At 60.2% G+C, this 18589-nt stretch carries 17 protein-coding genes; 2 read left to right on the plus strand and 15 right to left on the minus strand.

The genetic code is table 11. From position 1 onward, the window contains the following. Positions 1 to 4: 4 nt before the first annotated feature. Positions 5 to 1444 carry an exopolysaccharide biosynthesis polyprenyl glycosylphosphotransferase gene (locus AC1DOG_RS22970; protein WP_477931308.1) on the minus strand — a complete coding sequence of 480 codons (1440 nt, stop codon included), beginning with the start codon at positions 1442 to 1444 and terminating at the stop codon, positions 5 to 7. A 471-nt stretch (positions 1445 to 1915) separates the two neighbouring features. Then, a complete protein-coding gene (locus AC1DOG_RS22975) occupies positions 1916 to 2203 on the minus strand; it encodes a hypothetical protein (RefSeq protein WP_162735405.1) in 288 nt (95 codons plus the stop codon). A gap of 1412 nt (positions 2204 to 3615) precedes the next feature. On the opposite strand from AC1DOG_RS22975, the gene olsE reads away from it, so the two are divergent. Then, positions 3616 to 4626 carry an ornithine lipid hydroxylase OlsE gene (olsE, locus tag AC1DOG_RS22980; protein ID WP_113198381.1) on the plus strand — a complete coding sequence of 337 codons (1011 nt, stop codon included), beginning with the start codon at positions 3616 to 3618 and terminating at the stop codon, positions 4624 to 4626. Positions 4627 to 4632: 6 nt separating this feature from the next. Here the strand turns inward: olsE and AC1DOG_RS22985 are convergent, their stop codons facing one another. The 3 genes from AC1DOG_RS22985 to cbiE all read right to left on the minus strand — a co-directional run bounded on the left by AC1DOG_RS22985 (position 4633) and on the right by cbiE (position 8045). After that, on the minus strand, positions 4633 to 5421 hold the full coding sequence (locus AC1DOG_RS22985) for a response regulator transcription factor (RefSeq protein WP_112943566.1): 789 nt from the start codon (positions 5419 to 5421) through the stop codon (positions 4633 to 4635). A 622-nt stretch (positions 5422 to 6043) separates the two neighbouring features. Further along, positions 6044 to 6802 (minus strand): precorrin-4 C(11)-methyltransferase, encoded by a 759-nt coding sequence (gene cobM, locus AC1DOG_RS22990; protein ID WP_112943565.1) that lies wholly within the window; start codon positions 6800 to 6802, stop codon positions 6044 to 6046. Between the two features lie 10 nt (positions 6803 to 6812). Beyond that, positions 6813 to 8045, minus strand: coding sequence for a precorrin-6y C5,15-methyltransferase (decarboxylating) subunit CbiE (cbiE, locus tag AC1DOG_RS22995; protein ID WP_477931311.1), 1233 nt, complete (start codon positions 8043 to 8045; stop codon positions 6813 to 6815). A 19-nt stretch (positions 8046 to 8064) separates the two neighbouring features. Here cbiE and AC1DOG_RS23000 point away from each other — a divergent pair, with 19 nt between their 5' ends. Beyond that, positions 8065 to 8799, plus strand: a complete 735-nt coding sequence (locus tag AC1DOG_RS23000) for a cobalt-precorrin-6A reductase (protein WP_477931313.1) — start codon at positions 8065 to 8067, stop codon at positions 8797 to 8799. Here the strand turns inward: AC1DOG_RS23000 and AC1DOG_RS23005 are convergent. From AC1DOG_RS23005 to AC1DOG_RS23050, 10 genes are all read right to left on the minus strand, one after another. Continuing rightward, positions 8774 to 9541: a precorrin-3B C(17)-methyltransferase gene (locus AC1DOG_RS23005; protein ID WP_113198384.1), complete on the minus strand. Its 768-nt coding sequence runs from the start codon at positions 9539 to 9541 to the stop codon at positions 8774 to 8776. The two genes, AC1DOG_RS23000 and AC1DOG_RS23005, sit on opposite strands and share 26 nt — an antisense overlap. Next, a complete protein-coding gene (locus tag AC1DOG_RS23010) occupies positions 9538 to 10269 on the minus strand; it encodes a precorrin-2 C(20)-methyltransferase (protein WP_112818760.1) in 732 nt (243 codons plus the stop codon). Before AC1DOG_RS23010 ends, AC1DOG_RS23005 begins: the two co-directional genes overlap by 4 nt. After that, positions 10266 to 10898: a precorrin-8X methylmutase gene (locus AC1DOG_RS23015; RefSeq protein ID WP_112818761.1), complete on the minus strand. Its 633-nt coding sequence runs from the start codon at positions 10896 to 10898 to the stop codon at positions 10266 to 10268. The genes AC1DOG_RS23010 and AC1DOG_RS23015 overlap by 4 nt, the downstream gene beginning before the upstream one ends. Before the next feature lie 2 nt (positions 10899 to 10900). Beyond that, a complete protein-coding gene (gene cobG, locus AC1DOG_RS23020; protein ID WP_477931316.1) occupies positions 10901 to 12262 on the minus strand; it encodes a precorrin-3B synthase in 1362 nt (453 codons plus the stop codon). A 65-nt stretch (positions 12263 to 12327) separates the two neighbouring features. Then, the gene (cobF, locus tag AC1DOG_RS23025) at positions 12328 to 13095 is read right to left on the minus strand and encodes a precorrin-6A synthase (deacetylating) (protein ID WP_112818934.1); all 768 of its coding nucleotides are present in this window, start codon (positions 13093 to 13095) and stop codon (positions 12328 to 12330) included. A gap of 255 nt (positions 13096 to 13350) precedes the next feature. After that, on the minus strand, positions 13351 to 14064 hold the full coding sequence (locus tag AC1DOG_RS23030) for a Bax inhibitor-1/YccA family protein (RefSeq protein WP_018896506.1): 714 nt from the start codon (positions 14062 to 14064) through the stop codon (positions 13351 to 13353). Positions 14065 to 14083: 19 nt separating this feature from the next. Then, positions 14084 to 14848 carry an anti-sigma factor family protein gene (locus AC1DOG_RS23035; RefSeq protein WP_477931318.1) on the minus strand — a complete coding sequence of 255 codons (765 nt, stop codon included), beginning with the start codon at positions 14846 to 14848 and terminating at the stop codon, positions 14084 to 14086. Next, complete coding sequence (locus AC1DOG_RS23040; protein WP_477931320.1) at positions 14835 to 15374, minus strand: sigma-70 family RNA polymerase sigma factor; 540 nt, start codon at positions 15372 to 15374, stop codon at positions 14835 to 14837. Before AC1DOG_RS23040 ends, AC1DOG_RS23035 begins: the two co-directional genes overlap by 14 nt. 161 nt (positions 15375 to 15535) lie before the next feature. After that, a complete protein-coding gene (gene cueR / locus AC1DOG_RS23045) occupies positions 15536 to 15931 on the minus strand; it encodes a Cu(I)-responsive transcriptional regulator (RefSeq protein WP_477931322.1) in 396 nt (131 codons plus the stop codon). Between the two features lie 9 nt (positions 15932 to 15940). Then, positions 15941 to 18436: a heavy metal translocating P-type ATPase gene (locus AC1DOG_RS23050; protein WP_477931324.1), complete on the minus strand. Its 2496-nt coding sequence runs from the start codon at positions 18434 to 18436 to the stop codon at positions 15941 to 15943. Positions 18437 to 18589: the final 153 nt, after the last annotated feature.

Here is an 18589-nt window from a genome sequence, read left to right on the forward strand (position 1 = left end):
AATCTCAGTAGACGTTGCTCCGATCCCGCAAGCCGATCGCCGTCATCACGACGATCCTGAGATCAAGCCACAACGACCAGTTGTTGATGTACCAAATATCGTGCCGCACGCGGTCAGCCATCCTGTCGACGGTCGGCGTCTCGCCCCTGTGCCCATTGATCTGCGCCCAGCCCGTCAGGCCCGGCTTCACATGCCGGCGAGAAGCGTATTGGGCGATCAGTGTTCCATAGAGATCGTCATGGGCCAACGCATGTGGACGCGGGCCGACCACGGACATCTCGCCGCGCAAAACGTTCCAGAACTGCGGTAGCTCATCGATGCTAGTCGAGCGTATGAAGGCACCGACACGGGTTACGCGCGCATCGTTGCGTGTCGCCTGGCGGATAACGCCGGAATCTTCCATCACGCTCATGCTGCGGAACTTCAGAATCCGGAACGGCTTACCGTTGTGTCCTTTGCGGCACTGCATGAAGAAGACAGGGCCACGACTATCTAACTTAATCGCCATCGCCACCAGCAAGCACAGCGGAAGGGTAACGATCATCGCGCCCATGGAAAAGGCAATATCGAACAGTCGCTTCACGATACGCTCGACCAAGCCAAGCGGAGGCCGGTGGATCTGAAATGCGCGGCTCTCGCCGATATCCTGAGCGAAACCCTGGGCGATATCGCCGACCAGGCCCGAAAACATGACGCTGACAGGAACGCAGAACTCACGCAATGCCGACAGGCACTCTTCTAGAACGGCGGCATTGGCATAATCGCCCCAGACGATCAGGACCTCATCGACCTCGGCTATGCCATTCTTCTGAAGTCGCTCTTGTAGCAGGCTTGGAGCCTCGTCGGCAGCGCGAAGGTGCATAGTATGCTTGATGGATAGCCCGCCCAGCGCAGCCTTGTGGATGAAAGGATCAACCGGCGTCGAGTCTGGGCATATTAGTAAGACGCGCCGGGTCGGGAAAGATGCATGGGCAACCGCGCGGTTCAGGTAGGAATACCAAGCGAGCCTCAGGGTCGTCAGCGTGCCAAAAGATAGAACGGCGGCCGATAGGATGGCGCCGCGCGACACCGTTGTTCCAATCTTGAGGAAGAAAACAATCGCAAGAAGAAACGCAACGACCGCTGGTAAGAACGTGCAGATAATAGCCATCTGCCGGCGAAACGACAACAGCCCGGCAGGACGGTAGGCATGAGCGCCGCCCATAGCCAAGACGAAAACCGTGGCGACAAGCAGGCCGATGCCCGCAAATCGCGACAAGTCGCCATCCATCCCCAAGAATACTTGCTCGTACAACATGTACCCACCGGCGCTTGCAAAGAATAGCGCCGCGAAATCAAGAACARCCGCGACATAGGTCGTCGCGACGGCATTGAAGCTGAACCACAGTCGATCATTTCTGGCTGAAAGCCGCGCGTTCCAGCTGTGTTCCACTGGCATGGTCATAACGTTTATCCTCAACCCGCCAGTCTAGTTAACACAAGATTAATACGCCCAACAATTCGCCCAGCAATACTCCTTATTTAGTATTTCGCAGCCAGAGTATGTTTTTCTCCGATGTTTCGTCGAACATACTACTTAGCGTGGGAGTAACTCTCGAAAACACAATCCAAGAGTAGGCGATTTATACGCCAACAAATTTCGACCGTACTGGTAGTATATGTCTGATGTGGCATGCCCCCTGAGCGGGAGGACGCGTAATCGAGCCAACGATTGGCTAGCGACAAGCCACGCCACGAACGGCCTTACAACCTCGGGCCAGACAGCGATGCTTACAATGAAAGGCAGGCCGTTCATGCACTGTAAGCGCGCCCAGTGTCGGGACCGACCTGCATTGCTCATTTAGTATTAATACTTCAAACTTATACTTCAGATTTATTCGAAACTAAGGTTGAGGCGGCCCATTCCACTGCGCCATCACTCTTCGAACTGATCGTCGTCATCGCCATCAGAACCAAATGACCGGGCCTGCATTTCGGCAGAACTATGTTGATAGGCACGTGATTTTATCTCGTTGCTGATCAGAACGATCCAGTTATGCGCACGGCCGCTGCCGGATCCATTTTCGGGCATGACAAGAGCCATGCAGGTCATCACGCGCGGTCCGGTCTCCCGATAGGGCTGCATGCTCCAAGCGAAGGGCTCATCCCGCTGTTGGCGCTTGCGAAATGTAACGCTGCGCTTGCGTGCGCTCTTCCACGCCATCGTCATCGACCTCGGTTATCGATGCCACAAACGCAGAACTGCCGCCTTCCCCCATCGGGCGTCTGATGGATCGATCGAAAAGCAACCGGCGCTGTAGGCAGCAGCCGGTATGCGATCGTGGCTTTCCGACCCGGGATTGCGTGTCTCGCGCCAACGCGCATGATCTCCCTAAGTTCATCTGTCATCAGCGTGCGCCTCAAATGTCATCTCACTCATGTCGCGATGAAGAGCGGCTTGCGCGCTCGGATATCGTCCCGCCGCGTGGCGGCAGCACCCCGCGAAGAAGCACGCGATCGGTGAGATTTTCTCAGAATGGAATGTCGCCGACGAGCAACTCCATCCGCCGATCCGCTGCTGAGTAGCGGCAGCGCGAGCTCAACTGTAACGTGAGCGGAGGCAGACGCGATTACGAAGGGGCTATCGGAGCGTGAGCGATAACGTTTTTCGTCTGATCCCCCATCGAGAGAGGTGGCGATTCTCATTGTCTTTCGCATATCCCCCCCCCGGAAAGCACGCAAACAACACCTCCGAAAAAGATTTTTCCGGACACAATACTTAGACTCTAAGGAAGCCGCACTCGACGATATTGCTCTCGTTCACTTTATTATTAACTTGGTACGATGCTAAGCGCAAAAATTCACCGATGCAATAGTCAAAATTCATTACGGAAACAGTGAAGACTGACGCAAGCGGCAACGGCAATATCGCTAGCACAAACGCAAATATCAGGGGTAGGTATATTTGTATTGGCGCATCATCACTTTTGATATACAGGCAAATACAATGAAATTACTTTTAATAAAGAATTCCGTAAGCATATCAACCGGAAGTGTTCTTGAAGCTGTTCTATCGGCTCGCATAGGGCGACGGGTGGTGACGGTTCTCTGTGAGAACTGATCAGGCAATTAGACGCCGACCAGCAAACCGCACAGCGCTTCCGCCACAAGCGTAAACTGGGGTAACCAGTAACGACCGCGCCGATAACGAGGTTGACCGTCGAGATCTCAGACCAGATGAATAGCAAGTCGAAGTGTCCAGACGAGGCCGCTGCATTGACACTGCAAACGATGACGAGAAGGAAGCCGGTCGCCATCATCTGATCGTAGGCGCTATTGGCGCGACTGACGGACGAACAAGCACTGTGCTTCACGCCCTGCATAAGCCAGCCAACACCATGATGACTGTCGGCACAAGGCTAGGCGAGTTGTCAGGATCGGTGGCGATAATGACGCCGGCAAAGCCCGTGAAGCTGCACGGGGAACAAAGACCGGTATTCTCTTCGGCAAACGCTCAAGGTACGGGCGCGCTCCACGCGACCTGTGCACGCGAGGTTGCCTAGACGCGCGATATTGCATAGGAGGCACAGTCGTAGTGTATCAATGAACAGCATTGAACTTTGGCGGAGAGAACACGTGACCGACAAGAGCACATCAATTCCCTATGCTCTGCTTTCATGGATACTGTGGCCAGCGCTGTTTTCAGCGGGACTGGTCGGAGCCGGGTTCGCCTTTCGGAGCACAGCGCCGCTGCTGTGGTTCAACGCGGTCTATCTGGCGATCGTCTGCTTGATCGCCCTCTTCGAGCGCGTGATTCCTTTCGAAAAGGAATGGTTGCAGCGGGACGGCCAGACATTTAATGACGTCGCGCACACGCTGCTGAGCAAGGGCGGCGTTCAGCTGGCCGCCGCGCTGGGTGCGACCGCGCCGATGGCTGTCGCGACCGTCGCCCATCCTTTGTTCATGAGCTTACCCGATGTGTGGCCCGGCAGCTTGCCGCTGGCTCTTCAGGTGGTTCTTGGATTGGCGATCGCCGAGCTCGGACTATACGTGGCCCACCGCGCAGCGCACGAGATCCTATCGCTATGGCGCTTTCATGCCCTTCATCACAGTGTCGAGCGACTGTGGGTCGTGAATACCGGCCGGTTCCATTTCATGGACTCGCTGTTCAAGATCGCACTCAGCCAGCTTCCGCTCTATCTCCTGGGCGCGCCGCTGCCGGTGTTTTTATGGATTGGCGCCGTGACGGCCTTCATCGGCCTTCTCACCCACTGCAATATCGACGTGCGGACGGGCCCGCTCGACCTGGTCTTCAGTACGCCGGGCCTGCATCGCTGGCATCACTCGCGCGTATTGGCAGAGGGCAATACGAACTACGGCGAGAACCTGGTTTTGTGGGATCAACTGTTCGGCACCTATTTCAATCCCGACCGTCGCCCGCCAACGGATATCGGCATCAGCGGTCGTGTCGCCGACAACTTTATTGGCCAGCTGTTCCAGCCCTTTTCGAAGAAGGGCTACCGACAAATTCTTGGCCGCCGGGTACACCCCGACGGCCAAGAGATAAGAACAGGTGATGAAGGATCGCGGAACCCGTCAGGCGCCATCAGCGAGAACGATCCGCTCAGCACGGATGGCACCGCCTAGCCTGGCTTAGTCCGCCGATGCGTTCCAGCGCGAGTCGGACTGGAACAGATCGTTCAGCTTGTAGGCGACCTCAGTACGGTTGGTTGCCTTCAGCTTCTTCATGATGTTGCGAATGTGAACTTTGACGGTGCTTTCGCGCAGATTTAGTTCATAGGCGATGATTTTGTTCGCCTTGCCCTTGCGCAACGCCTGGACGACTTCGGCCTGGCGCAGCGTGAACATGCGTGACAGCTCTTTCTGGCGCGGCGCGTTGTCGACAGGAGCCGACGACGTGAAGGTCTTGCCCGCGACGATGAAGGTGCCGCCGGCGACGGCGAGCCCAATGGCTTCCACACAGACTTCGATACCCACAGAGGTGGGAATGAAGCCACGAGCACCGTGCTCGATCGCCCGGAGCGTCTGGTTGAGATCGTCGCCATCCGCAAGGATAACCAACGGCGCCGGTGCGAGTTCGGTTGCGATGCTGGCGATCTCTTCATAAAGAGCGCCATCGCTCGACGCACGGCCGGTGATGTTCAGCAGGACCGCCTTGACGCGCTGCGTTGCATCTTTCTTTCGCCGCCATTCCGCCACCGAGCCCACCGCGCAGGCCTTCATGCCAAGACCGTTCTGCGTCAACGTCGTCGCGAGGCATTCGCGCTCGAGTGTTCTGCCGTCGATAATCAGCAAGCACCGGTCCTCGCCGATAACCTTTACTTCGCCCAGTTCGCTGAGAGCTCTGGGTGCCACGGCAACGGCCTGAAGTCTGTTGACAGGCGTGCGTCCGCTTTCAAATTCCGAAGGTACGTAATTCATACTAGCCTCATACTCAATAGTGTTAGAGGTGACCATTCGCAACGAAATGCAATACTCGGGGGACATCGGCGTGTATTAAGTCAGTAAAGTAGTTTATCCGTTTTGGATCACTTATCGCGTGTGGTTTCTACTTTATTAAGAACCTACATACATCAGTAGTGACAATCAATACAAAATATTTCGTCAGCGTTAGATTAAAAATGCGTAGTATATAAATTTGTACCGCCAAAAGATGAAAACAGGAATTATTTTTTACTCCGAAGCAAAAACCTCAACCAAGAAGCGTACGGCATTTATTCTTTAGAAATACCGTTTCTTAACGATAATAATCGTTTGTGTTTTCGCCTCAGGGTATAGTGCCAAAGTCCGTACTGTTCTGACATAGACGAAGCAACATCATCCCTAGTAAATAGTGTAGCAACGCCTCTGTAACGGGATCACGAAACTAAGCTAATCCAATTGGTTAATCCCTCGTTTACCCTTGAGGCGCGGATGTCAGGGCGATCTTCGACGATATTGGGCGCTGTGGATAACATTACGCCTCGCCGCGCGCCGATCATCGGACGCGCAGACACACGGCCGGGCAATTGCGCGGCTCGAACGCCTAAGTCTCGCGGTTTTTTTACTGTCGGCCTCTGAAGCGACGCTGATAGGTCGCATCATAAAGAGAGCTTTCGCGAAAATCGGTCGATGACAAGGATGGGCCGACAAAGATGATCGCCGTCCGCTCGATCGGCTGCGCGGCCACCTTGGCCTCGATATCGCCGAGCGTCCCGCGCACGATCCGCTCATCCTGCCAGCTCGCCTTTACGACGATGGCGACGGGGCATTCGGCCCCGTAGAGCGGCGAAAGATCGCTGACAACCCGGTCCAAAGCATGAATGGCGAGGTGGATGGCAAGCGTAGCGCCTGTGGCGCCAAACCGCGTCAGGGTCTCGCCATCAGGCATCGGCGACGCCCTCCCCGATACGCGGGTCAGAACCAGGCTCTGCGCGACCTCGGGGATGGTGAGTTCGCGCCCGAGCGCGGCCGCCGCTGCGGCAAAGGACGGCACGCCTGGTGTCATCGTGTAGGCAATGCCATGCTTCTCAAGGCGGCGGACCTGTTCGGCGACTGCACTCCAGACCGAGAGGTCGCCCGAATGCAGGCGCGCAACATCCTCGCCAGCATTGGCGGCACGCAGATATTCGGCCTCAATCTCATCGAGCGACATGGGGGCGGTATCGACGATCCGCGCTCCCGGCGGGCAATAGGCGAGAAGATCTGGCGAAACGATCGAACCCGCATAGAGGCAAACGCGGCATTTTCCGATGAGGTCGCGGCCGCGCACGGTGATGAGATCCGCGGCACCCGGGCCAGCGCCGATGAAATGAACGGTCATATCCTTGTCCTCAATTCTTGACCCAGTGCCACTGCGTGACGGGCATTGCCGGGCGCCAGCCCGTCATCGCGCCGATCGCACCGGCGCGGGAAATATCGATGCGGGTCAACGACCCGCCTAGGCTGGCGCGCAAAGCCAGCAATTTCGCATCCATCTCGAGCGTCACGGCATTGGCGACCAGTCGGCCGCCGCTTTTCAGCGTCGCGATCGCCTCCTCCATTACCCCATCCTCGCTTCCCCCGCCACCGACGAAGACGACGTCGGGTTCGGGCAGCGACTGCAACGCCTGTGGTGCTGCGCCTTGCACGACCGCAAGCCCCGGCACGCCAAAGGCGGCCGCATTGCGCGCAATGCGCTGCGCCCGCTCGCTAGATTGCTCGATGGCAATGGCCCGAAGCGACGGGTCACACAGCATCCACTCGATGCCGATCGAGCCGGAGCCGGCGCCGATATCCCACAGCAGTTCGCCATGGCGAGGCGCCAGCGTCGACAGCGTCAATGCCCGGATCTCGCGCTTGGTAATCTGGCCATCATGCTCGAAGAGCGCATCGTCGAGGCCGGGCGCAAAGGCCAACACGCGCGCACCCTCGCCGGCCACGATATCGATGGCGCAGACGTTCAGCGGATCGATGTCCTTAAGGTCAAATGCATCGGCTTGGCAGGTCCTGACGCGTTCACGCGCGCCGCCAAGCGCTTCCAGCACATGCAGCCGCGACCGGCCAAAACCAAGGGCCCGGAGCAAAGCCGCGAGCTGCGTCGGCGTCTCCTGATCCGAGGTCAGCGCGATGATGCGCCGGCCGTGATGCAGATGAGGACGTATGAGATCGAGCGAACGCCCATGCAGCGAAACGCTAGAAACTTCCTGCAATGGCCAACCCAACCGCGAAGCAGCAAGGCTGAAGGATGACGGCGCTGGTATCGTGCGCATCTCCGTGGCATCAACGCTCCGCGACAGTGTGGCGCCGACACCATAGAGAAACGGATCACCCGAGGCGAGCACGACGACAGGCGAGCCACGTCGCGCGGTGATCGCAGCCACCGAACGCTCGAACGGGCTTTCCCACGCAAGGCATTCGCCCTGAATGAGACCGGCCATCAGCGCATGATGGCGAGCGCCGCCGAAGACGACGGAGGCAGCGGCGATCAGCCGCTTGGCTTCATCGCCGAGCCCTGCTGGACCATCCTCGCCGATGCCGATAATAGTCAGCCAAGGTTGGCCGGGAGCGCAAGACATATCAGCCATGAGCAAAATCCGCATTCTGATGCTTGGCGGCACGACCGAGGCAAGCGCGCTCGCCAAGGCTTTTGCCGCTCAACCGCGCTACGATGCCCTGCTGTCTCTCGCTGGCAGGACCGAAAAACCCGCTCCGCAGTCCCTGCCCACCCGCGTCGGCGGATTTGGCGGCGCGGAGGGGCTCGCGAGCTTTCTGCGTGACGAAAAATTCGACCTGCTGATCGATGCCACGCATCCCTTTGCCGCGCGCATCTCGCAAAACGCCGCGGAAGCTGCCGCAATAAGCGGTCTTCCAGCCTTCTGCCTTCGTCGCGCGCCCTGGCAGGCCGAGGCGGGCGACCGCTGGCGGCATGCCGCGAGTGTCCAGGACGCGATCGCGCAAATCGGCAGTGCGCCGCGCCGCGCGTTTCTCGCCATCGGTCGTCAGGAAGCGCATAGGGCGGATGCCGCCCCGCAGCACCACTATCTTATCCGAAGCGTCGACCCGGTCGATCTGCAACCCCAGCTTCCCCATGCACATTATCTTCTCGATCGCGGACCCTTCGATGTCGAACGCGAGGTCGCGCTGCTGCGGGAGCACCGCATCGATGTCGTCATCACCAAGAACAGCGGCGGCTCGGCCACCTATGCCAAGATCGCCGCGGCGCGCGCGCTCGGTATCGAGGTGATCATGATCGGCCGCGCAGAAGCGCCCGCCATCTCCACGGTCGCCACTGTCGACGAGGCCTTGGCGATGATCAATCACCTGCTGCCCCCGGGCTGAAGCGAGGGGTATAGATGAGATCAGCCCGGCCCTTGCGTTCGATGATCTTCGTCTCCGCCGACCCAATGATCACGCATGTCGCCATATCGGCCGTCGCGGCATCCGCGACATCGAGCGGCTGAACGGAAATACGCTCATCGGGCCGTCCAGCGGCGCGGCCGAAGATAACTGGTGTCGAGCGGGGCAGCTTTTCGCGCAGCAATTCGAACGCCTTGCCGAGCTGCCAGGGGCGCGCCTTGCTGATCGGATTATAAAGCGCGATCACAAAGCCGCCTTCGGCTGCTGCGGTCAGACGCTTTTCGATCGTCGCCCAGGGCTTCAGATTATCGGAGAGCGAGATCGCGCAAAAATCATGGCCAAGCGGGGCGCCGACACGGGCGGCGACTGCCAGCATAGCGGTGATACCCGGGAGGATAACGAGATCGACATCCCGCCACGCGTCTGGACCATTGTCGACCGCCTCGCAGACCGCAGCCGCCATGGCGAATACGCCAGGATCGCCACCAGAGACAACGCAGACGACCGCGCCCTCGGACGCGGCCCGCAACGCGGCGCTCGCGCGATCCAGTTCCTCGCGATTGTCCGAGGCTTGACGCGTCTGGTCGGCCCGCAAATTCAGGCGATCGAGATAGGGGCCGTAGCCGAAAAAGACCGTGGCCTTCGAAACGGCTGCATGCGCCTCCGGCGTCATTTGATCTGGATTCCCCGGACCGGTGCCAATAACGAAAAGCTGCCCGCTCATCGGTTGCTCTCCCATCCGGGAACGAGGACCAGCGAAAAGTAAGGCGCATCGCCTTCCGGCCGGTCGGCGAGCTTGATTATCGCCGCGTTGGCCATGGTGCCGCGCTCGACGTAGACCGCTTCGGCAAGCCTTCCCGATGCCTGCAGCGCGCGGCGGATCTTCGGTAGGTTGCGCCCCACCTTCATGATTACCGCGGCTTGCGTATCGGATAGACGGCGCTCGAGCTCCTGCTCGGCCATCGTCCCGGGCAGAACCGACAATACGTCGTCGCCCTGCACGATCGGGATGCCGGCGAGAGACCAACAGCCGGACATCGCACTGATGCCGGGGATGACCTCGGTAGGATAGCGGTTGGCGAGGCGTACATGCAGGTGCATGTAGGAGCCATAAAACAGCGGATCGCCCTCGCTGAGGACGGCCACGGTTCGGCCGGCGTCGAGATGCGCGGCGACAGCCGCCGCCGACTCCTCGTAGAAATCGGTGATCTGTCGCCGGTATTCGGCTTCGTTCTTTTCGATCTCGGTGGTCACCGGATAGTAGAGCGGCAGCATAACCGCGTCCTGCCCGATCAGGTGCTCGACGATCGCCCTGCCGTTTCCGCTTCTGCCGCGCTTGGCGAAATAGGCAATCACATCGGCCGCTTCGATTGCCTTGACGGCCTTGACGGTGAGCAGTTCCGGATCGCCGGGACCAGTGCCAACGCCGATTAGACGACCGGCGCAGCTCATAGACCAGGCCTCGCCAAGGCGTTGACGGCCGCTGCCGTCATGGCGCTGCCACCAAGCCGTCCGCGCACGATCGCATAGGGAACGCCGTAGGAATTCTCAGCCAAGGCATCCTTGGATTCCGCCGCACCAACGAAGCCGACAGGCATGCCGATGATCGCCGCCGGCTTCGGCGCGCCATCGCGCATGAGCTCAAGCAAGTGGAAGAGCGCAGTCGGCGCATTGCCGATGGCAACGACACTGCCGGCAAGACGATCCTTCCAGAGATGAAGGGCGGCGGCCGAACGTGTGTTTCCCGTTTCCTTCGCCAATTCCGCGGTGCGCGGATCGTGCAAGGTGCAGAGGACATCGTTCTTTGCGGGAAGCCTGGTGCGGGTCACGCCGTGCGCCACCATTTCGGCGTCGCAGAAGATCGGCGCGCCGGCATGGAGCGCCGCGCGCGCGGCGCTGACGAAATGCGGCGCGAACACGAAATGCTCGGCGGCTTCAACCAATCCACAGGCATGGATCATGCGCACGGCAACGTCGGCCTCCTCGGCGGAGAACCGCGACAAATCGGCCTCGCTGCGGATAATCGCGAACGACCGTTCATAGATGGCGTCACCGCTGTGGATGTAATCGTAGTCTGGCATTCCTAGTCCTGTCGCAGTGCTCGCGTAATCGTGGCCGTCCCCACCCTGTCGAGACAGGTCCTAGCAGATTCGCCAGCTTGTCTTTCACTTTTGATGAGACGGGAAAGCCTCTCTATAGCGGAATTGATGTCACTACCAGCAATCTGTGCATCAGGCGCATCCGACGCTAGGCCATCGAGGACAAGATGGTAGCCGTCTGCGGCTCCCGAGATGGTCAGAGCACGGCGTGGGTGGGCGCAGCCCTTGGCGCAGCCGGACAAATGCAGGTCGAGCGAGCCATCCAACGCCTCCGGACACCGCTCGATCAGCGTCTCCGCTAATGCCTTGGTGGCGTAGAAGCTCGACGCGCAAGCGCCTGCACCGGCACAAGTGGCGATGCGCGATGAGAGATCGTCGCTATCGGCGGATAGACCGAAGCGCTTCGCCGATAGCCGCACTGCCGCCGCGCTCTCTTTGTTCAAGCCTGTTATGAAAAGGCCGCGATCGGGCGCCGGTCGGATGTTCGTCACATCATGGCTTTCGACGAACGTCAGAAACGCCAGAAGGTCGTTCGCGTGTATTTGCCCGAAACGCGGCTTGAGACCGATCACCGCCGTACAGTTTTCCATTGCAGGGATGCCAATCGATGGCGTCTCGCCCGCGCGCGGATGGCGCGAAATGGCGTGCATATCCGGGAAGACAGATACCAATCGCTCCGGATCGATATCGCGGCAACGTTTCTGCCAGCCGATCGAAAGCAGCAGCTTGAGGACATCACCGACCGCCTCGATCGCTTCATCGGCAGTGCCGACGGCAGCCGGACGAGCGCTGGCACCATACCCAGCAATGGCGACCAGCCACTCTTCCGCCGAAAGGGCCAACAGCCTGACATCCGCCGTGACATCAGCCAAATCAAAGCGCCCACCGCCATCGACGATGATCGACAGCTTCGGCGCAAGCCCCGGCGACTGCAGATATTCGGCGAGCCGATCCCGCAGCAGCAATTCCATCGCGGCAGCATCCGCGACGTCACCGAATTCAGCACCATTCAGCGGCGGCAACTCGATCACGGGATTGGGCGACACGATGATGCCGGCCGCATCCACCGCTTCGGCGAACGGCTCGACCGTCTCCGGCCGAAGTCCTCTGATCTGGAGGCTGCCCCGCGCCGTGATCTCGAGCAAACCGTTACCATGCAGCAAGGCGGCTTGTGCCAGTTGCGCGCACTGATGAACCGTCAGGACGCCACCCTGCGGACGCAGGCGAGCGAGCAGGCCATCGCCCGTCGGCATCGGCCGCGCGAGAGTCGGACAGGCACCGCGCCGCGCATAGGCTTGCGCGGCTTCGCCTGCAATGTCCGTCTTGATGCGCTCGTCGAGTGCCATCTCGTCATTTCCTTCCGCCCGGCGCCTGCATGATCGCGACGCACGGGGCAAAGCCATTGCCAGTGTCACAGATCGTCGAAATCGCGACCCTTGCGCAGCAGGTAGATATCCATGATCCACCCGTGTCGCGCCCGCGCTTCGGCGCGCAACTTCACGATATCCGCGGCGACATCGCCGAGCCGTCCCGAACGCACGATCTCATCGTCCGTACCGAGATAGGCGCCCCAGAAGATCTCGGCATCCGGATCCTCGATCTTGGAGAAGGCCTGCTCTCCATCTAGCATGACCACGGTGCTATTCGCCCGGTTCCCATGCTCGACAAGCCGGCGCCCCGTCGTGATCTCGACCGGCTTTCCTACCATGTTAATCGGAATGCGGTGGCTTGCCGCCAGCGCCTGGATGCTGGTGATCCCCGGGATGACGCTGAAGTCGAAATCAACGGTGCCGAGTTCCCTTGCCCGCTCGATAATGCGGATCACGCTATCATAAAGGCTCGGATCGCCCCAGACGAGAAAGGCGCCAGCGCCGCCGTCGGGGAGATCGTTGATCAGCCGCACAAAAATCTGCGCCAGTGCCGCATGCCAGTCATCGACGCTTTCGACATAGCTGCGGTCTGCCGTCTTGCGGTGCGGAATCGCGAACTCGACAATCCGGGTCTTCGGATTGGCGACGAAGCGCTCGCAAATCTCGCGGCGAACGGAAGCAAGCTTCTCCTTCTCCTCGCCTTTCGTCGGCAGGAAGATCATGTCGGCGGCGTTCATCTTGCCGATGGCCTGGATGGTGACGTGTTCGGGATTTCCCGTTCCGATACCGATGACATAAATGTGGCGCACGCCGGCTCTCCCGATCAATTCTCCCTGCTTTTGACGCACATGGTTCGGCGCTGCAAGGGCATGGATCAAATGGCCAAGTCCAACAGGCGGCAACGCCCGCCGATGTGCCCAACAGCACACGTGCGCAAAACAGAAAAGCGGCCGGACTTGCGCCCGGCCGCTTCCCTATGGTGAACACCCAATCCACGATCCTGTCACAGAGTGCGGATCGGGCGTTCTGGCGCTTCCTTTGCCCCCAGAAGCGCCATAACTCGACTATTCGCGCTCGCCCGTGAAGTTGAGCAGCAACTGGAAGATGTTCACGAAGTTCAGGTAGAGAGACAGAGCGCCGAAGACGGCAAGCTTCTGGTTCGATTCCTGATCGTAATTCTCCGAATACTGCTCCTTGATGTTCTGCGTGTCGTAGGCGGTCAGGCCGACGAAGACAACGATACCGATGACCGAGATCGCAAACTGCAGAGCGCTCGATCCAAGGAAGATGTTGACCACGCTGGCGATCACCACGCCGATCAGACCCATCATCAGGAACGAGCCCATGCGGGACAGGTCACGCTTGGTCACATAGCCATAGAGGCTGGTCGAGCCGAACATCGTGGCGGCGATGAAGAAGGTGCGTGCGATGCTGGTGCCGGTGAAGACCAGGAACACCGAAGCCATCGACAGGCCCATGACGGCACAAAAGGCCCAGAAAGTCATCTGCGCGGCGCTTGCCGACATCGTCTGGATCTTGAACGAGAAGAAGAAGACGAAGGCGAGCGGCGCCAGCATGACCACCCACTTGAGCGGCGACTGGAAGATCGGCACATAAAGCGCCGGCGTCGAGCCAACGATGAACGCGACGATGCCAGTGATGACAAGACCGATGCCCATGTAGTTGTAGACGCGCAGCATGTGCTGGCGAAGACCCTCGTCGAACATGGCCTGCGAGCCAACGGCCGCACCGTAACGCTGCTGATTGATTGGGTTCATTGAGATCTCCTCGAGTGAACTAGTAAAGGGTACGGGCAAGCCCATCGGCTGCCTGATCCAGTGAGATGGAGCGATCCGCGGTCACCAGCGCATAGGCGACGTCACCGATCTGCCAATAGGCTGCCTCGGCGCCATCGAGCGCGATATGGTTGACCGACTGAACGGAGAAAACGCCCGGACGAACGGCAAACAGCGACAGCTGCTTCTTGTCGGAGGTGATCGACATTTCGACGCTCGGGCCGAACTCGGACGGGAATATCTGTACGTCCGAGATCGTCCAGCCACCCGGAAGCTGCGGCATGACGATGCCGGTTGCAGCGCGAATTTCATCCGGCTTATAGCCTTCCGCCGGCTGCGACGAGACGGACTGGCGCACCAGGGCTGTCTTGTAGGCCTGAACGGCGTCCTCGACATAGGCGGGCGCCGGGACGGATGCAGCCACTTCAGTTGCGGTAAAGGCACCGAACGAGGTGTGCGCTACCCAGCCGGCCGCCACCATGACGCCGACGGCAGCAACGCGCTGCATGGCGTGGAAGATACGACCGTAAGCAAGTCCGCGCTCGAGACGGCGCGCAAGATCGCGCGTTTCCGCCCGGCCCGAGGCGCCTTCATGAGCGAGCGCCAGGCGCAGTTCGCCGCGCATACTCAGATCGGCCATGACCTTTGCGGCCGTTTCGGGATTCTCGGAAAGATAGGATTCCACCTGGATGCGGCGGGTCACATCGAGTTCGCCATCGACATAGGCATCGAGATCGGCGTCGATAATGGGATCAACTGCTTTCATTTCCGCCTCCTTCGATCAACCTCAAATGTGGTGCGCGCGGTGTCGCTTCCTCGATTTCGCGCAGGTGGGCGCGGGCGCGCGAAATGCGCGACATCAATGTACCAATCGGAACGCCGAGCGCTGCAGCAGCTTCCTGATAGGAGAGGTCTTCAATCGCCACGAGATGGAGGGCCTCGCGCTGCTCTTCCGGCAAACGGAAGAAAGCATTGCGCACCTGCTGCAGACGCACGGCATGTTCCTGCGCGGCTGGCAAGGACTGCTCGGCCTCTACGGCGGCCTCATCGTGCCGTCGTGTCAGCGATCGCCCCTGTCGGACGCGGTCGATGTGAGCGTTATGCACAATCGAGAGCAACCACGTACGCAAGTTACCGCCACTGCGGAAGCTCTGCTTCTTCTCGTATGCCCGGACCAGGGCATCATGGACCAGATCTTCGGCGTCATCCGAGTTGCGCACCAGGGAGCGCGCGTAGCGCCGAAGCGCTGCGAGCTGATCGATGACATCGAATGGGCGTTCTTTCCGTTCCATAATTGAATATACGAAGCCGCGCGTTGTTTTATTCCCCGCGGCCGCGATTTTTTCTGCTTTTTCATCGTCCAGCGACCGAAACGGCCGAACTCATGAAGAATATCAAATTAAAATCAATACTTTAAGCATCGCTCGGAGATGCCACAAATGCACGCAAATTGTCAGGCATGCTGCTCGTCCGACAATTCCTCGAGGATGGGACAGTCCGGTCGGTCATTGCCGTGACAGGCGTGGACCAGGTGCTCAAGCGTGTGCCGGAGTTCGCTGAGCTCGCGGATCTTGCGGTCGATCTCGGTGAGCTTGGCCTGGGTCAACTCCTTAACATCGGCGCTGGCCCGGCTCTTGTCCTCGTAAAGCGCCAGCAGCTGCCGGCACTCCTCGACTGAAAAACCGAGCCCTCGCGACTTCTTCAAAAAGCGCAGTTTGTGAACATCGGCAACCGCGTAGTCGCGGTAGCCGTTGTCGTTTCTATCGGGGCGGATGAGGCCGATATCCTCGTAATATCTTATCGTCTTCGATGGCAGGCCGGACCGTGCCGATGCTTCACCGATATTCATCGCAGCCTCCTAAAGCTTGGCGGCGTGCAGCCGCAGCGCATTGCCGATGACCGAAACGGATGACAGGCTCATCGCCGCCGCCGCAATCATCGGCGAAAGCAACAGACCGAAGACGGGATAGAGAACGCCGGCGGCGAGCGGCACGCCGAGCGCGTTGTAGCCGAAGGCGAAGCCGAGGTTCTGGCGAATATTGTGCATCGTCGCCTCGGCCAGACGCCGCGCCCTGACAACGCCGTTGAGATCGCCCTTGACCAGGGTGATGCCGGCGCTCTCCATCGCGACATCGGCCCCCGTGCCCATGGCGATGCCGACATCGGCCGCGGCCAGCGCCGGTGCATCGTTAACGCCGTCGCCGGCCATGGCGACCACCGCCCCCATGGCATGCAGCTCGTCGATCAGCGCCTTCTTGCCCTCGGGCAGGATGTCGGCGCGCACATCGTCGATCCCCAGGCTTCTGGCGACCGAGCGCGCCGTGCGCTCATTGTCGCCAGTCGCCATGATAATCTTGAGGCCGCTCGCATGCAGCGCCTTGATCGCGGCGGCTGTTGTCGGCTTGATACGGTCGGCGACAGCCACCAGCCCGGCGAGGCGCTGGTCGACGACGACGAACATCACGGTCTTGCCTTCGTCCCGCAACGATTGCAGCTGCTCCCCATGGGCGGCGACGTCGATGCCGAGATCGGCCATCATCGCTGCGTTGCCAAGCGCCACGGCCGCCTCGCCGATATTCCCGCGCACGCCTTTGCCCGTTGCCGCCTCAAAGCCCGTGATATCGGCCAAGGCGATCCCGCGCTCTTCCGCGCCCGACACGATAGCGGCCGCCAGCGGATGCTCCGATCCTCGCTCCAGGCTGGCGGCGAGTTGCAGCAGTTGGTCTTCTGCCACGTCACCGAGTGCCACAACATTTGTCAGCCGGGGCTTTCCTTCGGTGAGCGTGCCCGTCTTGTCGACGATCAGCGTATCGACCGTCGAAAAACGTTCCAGCGCTTCCGCATCCTTGATCAGCACGCCCTCATGGGCGCCGCGACCGGTGCCGATCATGATCGACATTGGTGTGGCAAGACCCAGCGCGCAGGGGCAGGCGATGATTAGGACGGAGACGGCGGCGAGCAGCGCGTGAACCATGCGCGGCTCGGGACCGACGAGAGCCCAGATCGCGAAAGCGGCGATCGCGGCGGCGACAACGGCCGGGACGAAGAAAGCAGAGACGCGATCGACGGCGCCCTGGATCGGCGCGCGCGAGCGCTGTGCCGTGGCGACCATGTCAACGATGCGCGACAGCGTTGTCTCCGCACCGACCTTTTCGGCCGTCATCACCAGCATGCCGTTCTTGTTGATGGTACCGCCCGTCAGCGTATCGCCAACACTCTTTTCGACGGGCATCGGTTCGCCTGTCAGCATGGATTCGTCGATCGTCGATTGCCCCTCGCTGACCGTGCCATCGACAGGAACCCGCTCGCCCGGCCGAACGCGCAGGCGATCTCCAACAACGATATCGTCGACCGGCACATCGGCCTCGCTGCCATCGCGGCCAATACGCCGCGCGGTCTTCGGCGCGAGATCGAGCAGTGCGCGAATAGCCGAGCCGGTCCGCTCGCGTGCCTTCAACTCAAGCACCTGCCCGACGAAAACCAGGGCCACGATAACGGCCGCCGCCTCGAAATAAACGGGCACGGCGCCGCCATGTCCACGGAACGTACGCGGAAAGGTGCCCGGCGCCAGCGTGGCGGCCAGACTATAGATGTAAGCCGTCCCGACACCGAGGCCAATCAGCGTCCACATATTCGGGCTGCGATTGACGAGCGACGCCCAGGCGCGGCGGAAGAACGGGAGTGCTGCCCAGAGCACCACGGGCGTGGCTAGAACAAGTTCGGCCCAGGTCGCAAGCGGCTCGCCGAGCCAATCGCGCACAGGAAGGCCGATCATCGGCCCCATCGTTATGACAAGCAGCGGAACCGAGAGAATGCCGCTGATCCAGAGACGGCGGGTGAAATCGATCAGCTCGGGATTGGGGCCTTCATCCATGGGCGGGATGCCCATTGGTTCAAGCGCCATGCCGCATTTGGGGCAATCGCCGGGATGATCGCTGATCACCTCGGGATGCATCGGGCAGGTATATTGCGTATCCTTCGGAGCAGGTTTCGGCTGCGGCTTTCTGCCATTGCGATAATCCGCCGGCGCCGCTTCGAACTTCGTCCTGCAGCCGGCCGAGCAGAAATAGTGCTTCTCGCCCTCATGCCGCAGGAAGTGCTTCGCGGTCGCACGGTCGACGCTCATGCCGCAGACCGGGTCCCTTGCTGTCAGATAATCCTGCGGCGCAGCTTCGAATTTGGTGCGGCAGCCCTCGCAGCAGAATAAATAGCGCCGCCCTTCATGCTCGAACGACGGCTTGCCGGCAGCGGGATCGACCGTCATGCCGCAGACGGGGTCGCGGACCACGACGTCATCCGCCGGATGATGATGGTGGTCGCTGTGGCCGTGGTGATGTGCGTGGGTGTTATCCATGAGTATCTCCAATGAAAGAATACAAGGGATAAAACACCAGCGTTGGCGGCGTTTCCTTGGGTTCTGGTTGTGTTTTGACCGGCGTTGGCGCCGATCGGCAAAGTCTTTTTTTCCGCAGGACAAAGGTGTCCTTCGGTTCTCGAACCATTCTCC

The organism is Rhizobium sp. 01N48 (assembly GCF_056399145.1).

Excerpts from the sequence above, each read along its gene's own strand:
- AC1DOG_RS22975 (WP_162735405.1), bottom strand. The coding sequence starts at position 2,203 with ATGGCGTGGAAGAGCGCACGCAAGCGCAGCGTTACATTTCGCAAGCGC.
- AC1DOG_RS22985 (WP_112943566.1), bottom strand. The coding sequence starts at position 5,421 with ATGAATTACGTACCTTCGGAATTTGAAAGCGGACGCACGCCTGTCAAC.
- cobM (WP_112943565.1), bottom strand. The coding sequence starts at position 6,802 with ATGACCGTTCATTTCATCGGCGCTGGCCCGGGTGCCGCGGATCTCATC.
- cbiE (WP_477931311.1), bottom strand. The coding sequence starts at position 8,045 with ATGGCTGATATGTCTTGCGCTCCCGGCCAACCTTGGCTGACTATTATC.
- AC1DOG_RS23000 (WP_477931313.1), top strand. The coding sequence starts at position 8,065 with ATGCTTGGCGGCACGACCGAGGCAAGCGCGCTCGCCAAGGCTTTTGCC.
- AC1DOG_RS23005 (WP_113198384.1), bottom strand. The coding sequence starts at position 9,541 with ATGAGCGGGCAGCTTTTCGTTATTGGCACCGGTCCGGGGAATCCAGAT.
- AC1DOG_RS23010 (WP_112818760.1), bottom strand. The coding sequence starts at position 10,269 with ATGAGCTGCGCCGGTCGTCTAATCGGCGTTGGCACTGGTCCCGGCGAT.
- AC1DOG_RS23015 (WP_112818761.1), bottom strand. The coding sequence starts at position 10,898 with ATGCCAGACTACGATTACATCCACAGCGGTGACGCCATCTATGAACGG.
- cobG (WP_477931316.1), bottom strand. The coding sequence starts at position 12,262 with ATGGCACTCGACGAGCGCATCAAGACGGACATTGCAGGCGAAGCCGCG.
- AC1DOG_RS23030 (WP_018896506.1), bottom strand. The coding sequence starts at position 14,064 with ATGAACCCAATCAATCAGCAGCGTTACGGTGCGGCCGTTGGCTCGCAG.
- AC1DOG_RS23035 (WP_477931318.1), bottom strand. The coding sequence starts at position 14,848 with ATGAAAGCAGTTGATCCCATTATCGACGCCGATCTCGATGCCTATGTC.
- AC1DOG_RS23040 (WP_477931320.1), bottom strand. The coding sequence starts at position 15,374 with ATGGAACGGAAAGAACGCCCATTCGATGTCATCGATCAGCTCGCAGCG.
- cueR (WP_477931322.1), bottom strand. The coding sequence starts at position 15,931 with ATGAATATCGGTGAAGCATCGGCACGGTCCGGCCTGCCATCGAAGACG.
- AC1DOG_RS23050 (WP_477931324.1), bottom strand. The coding sequence starts at position 18,436 with ATGGATAACACCCACGCACATCACCACGGCCACAGCGACCACCATCAT.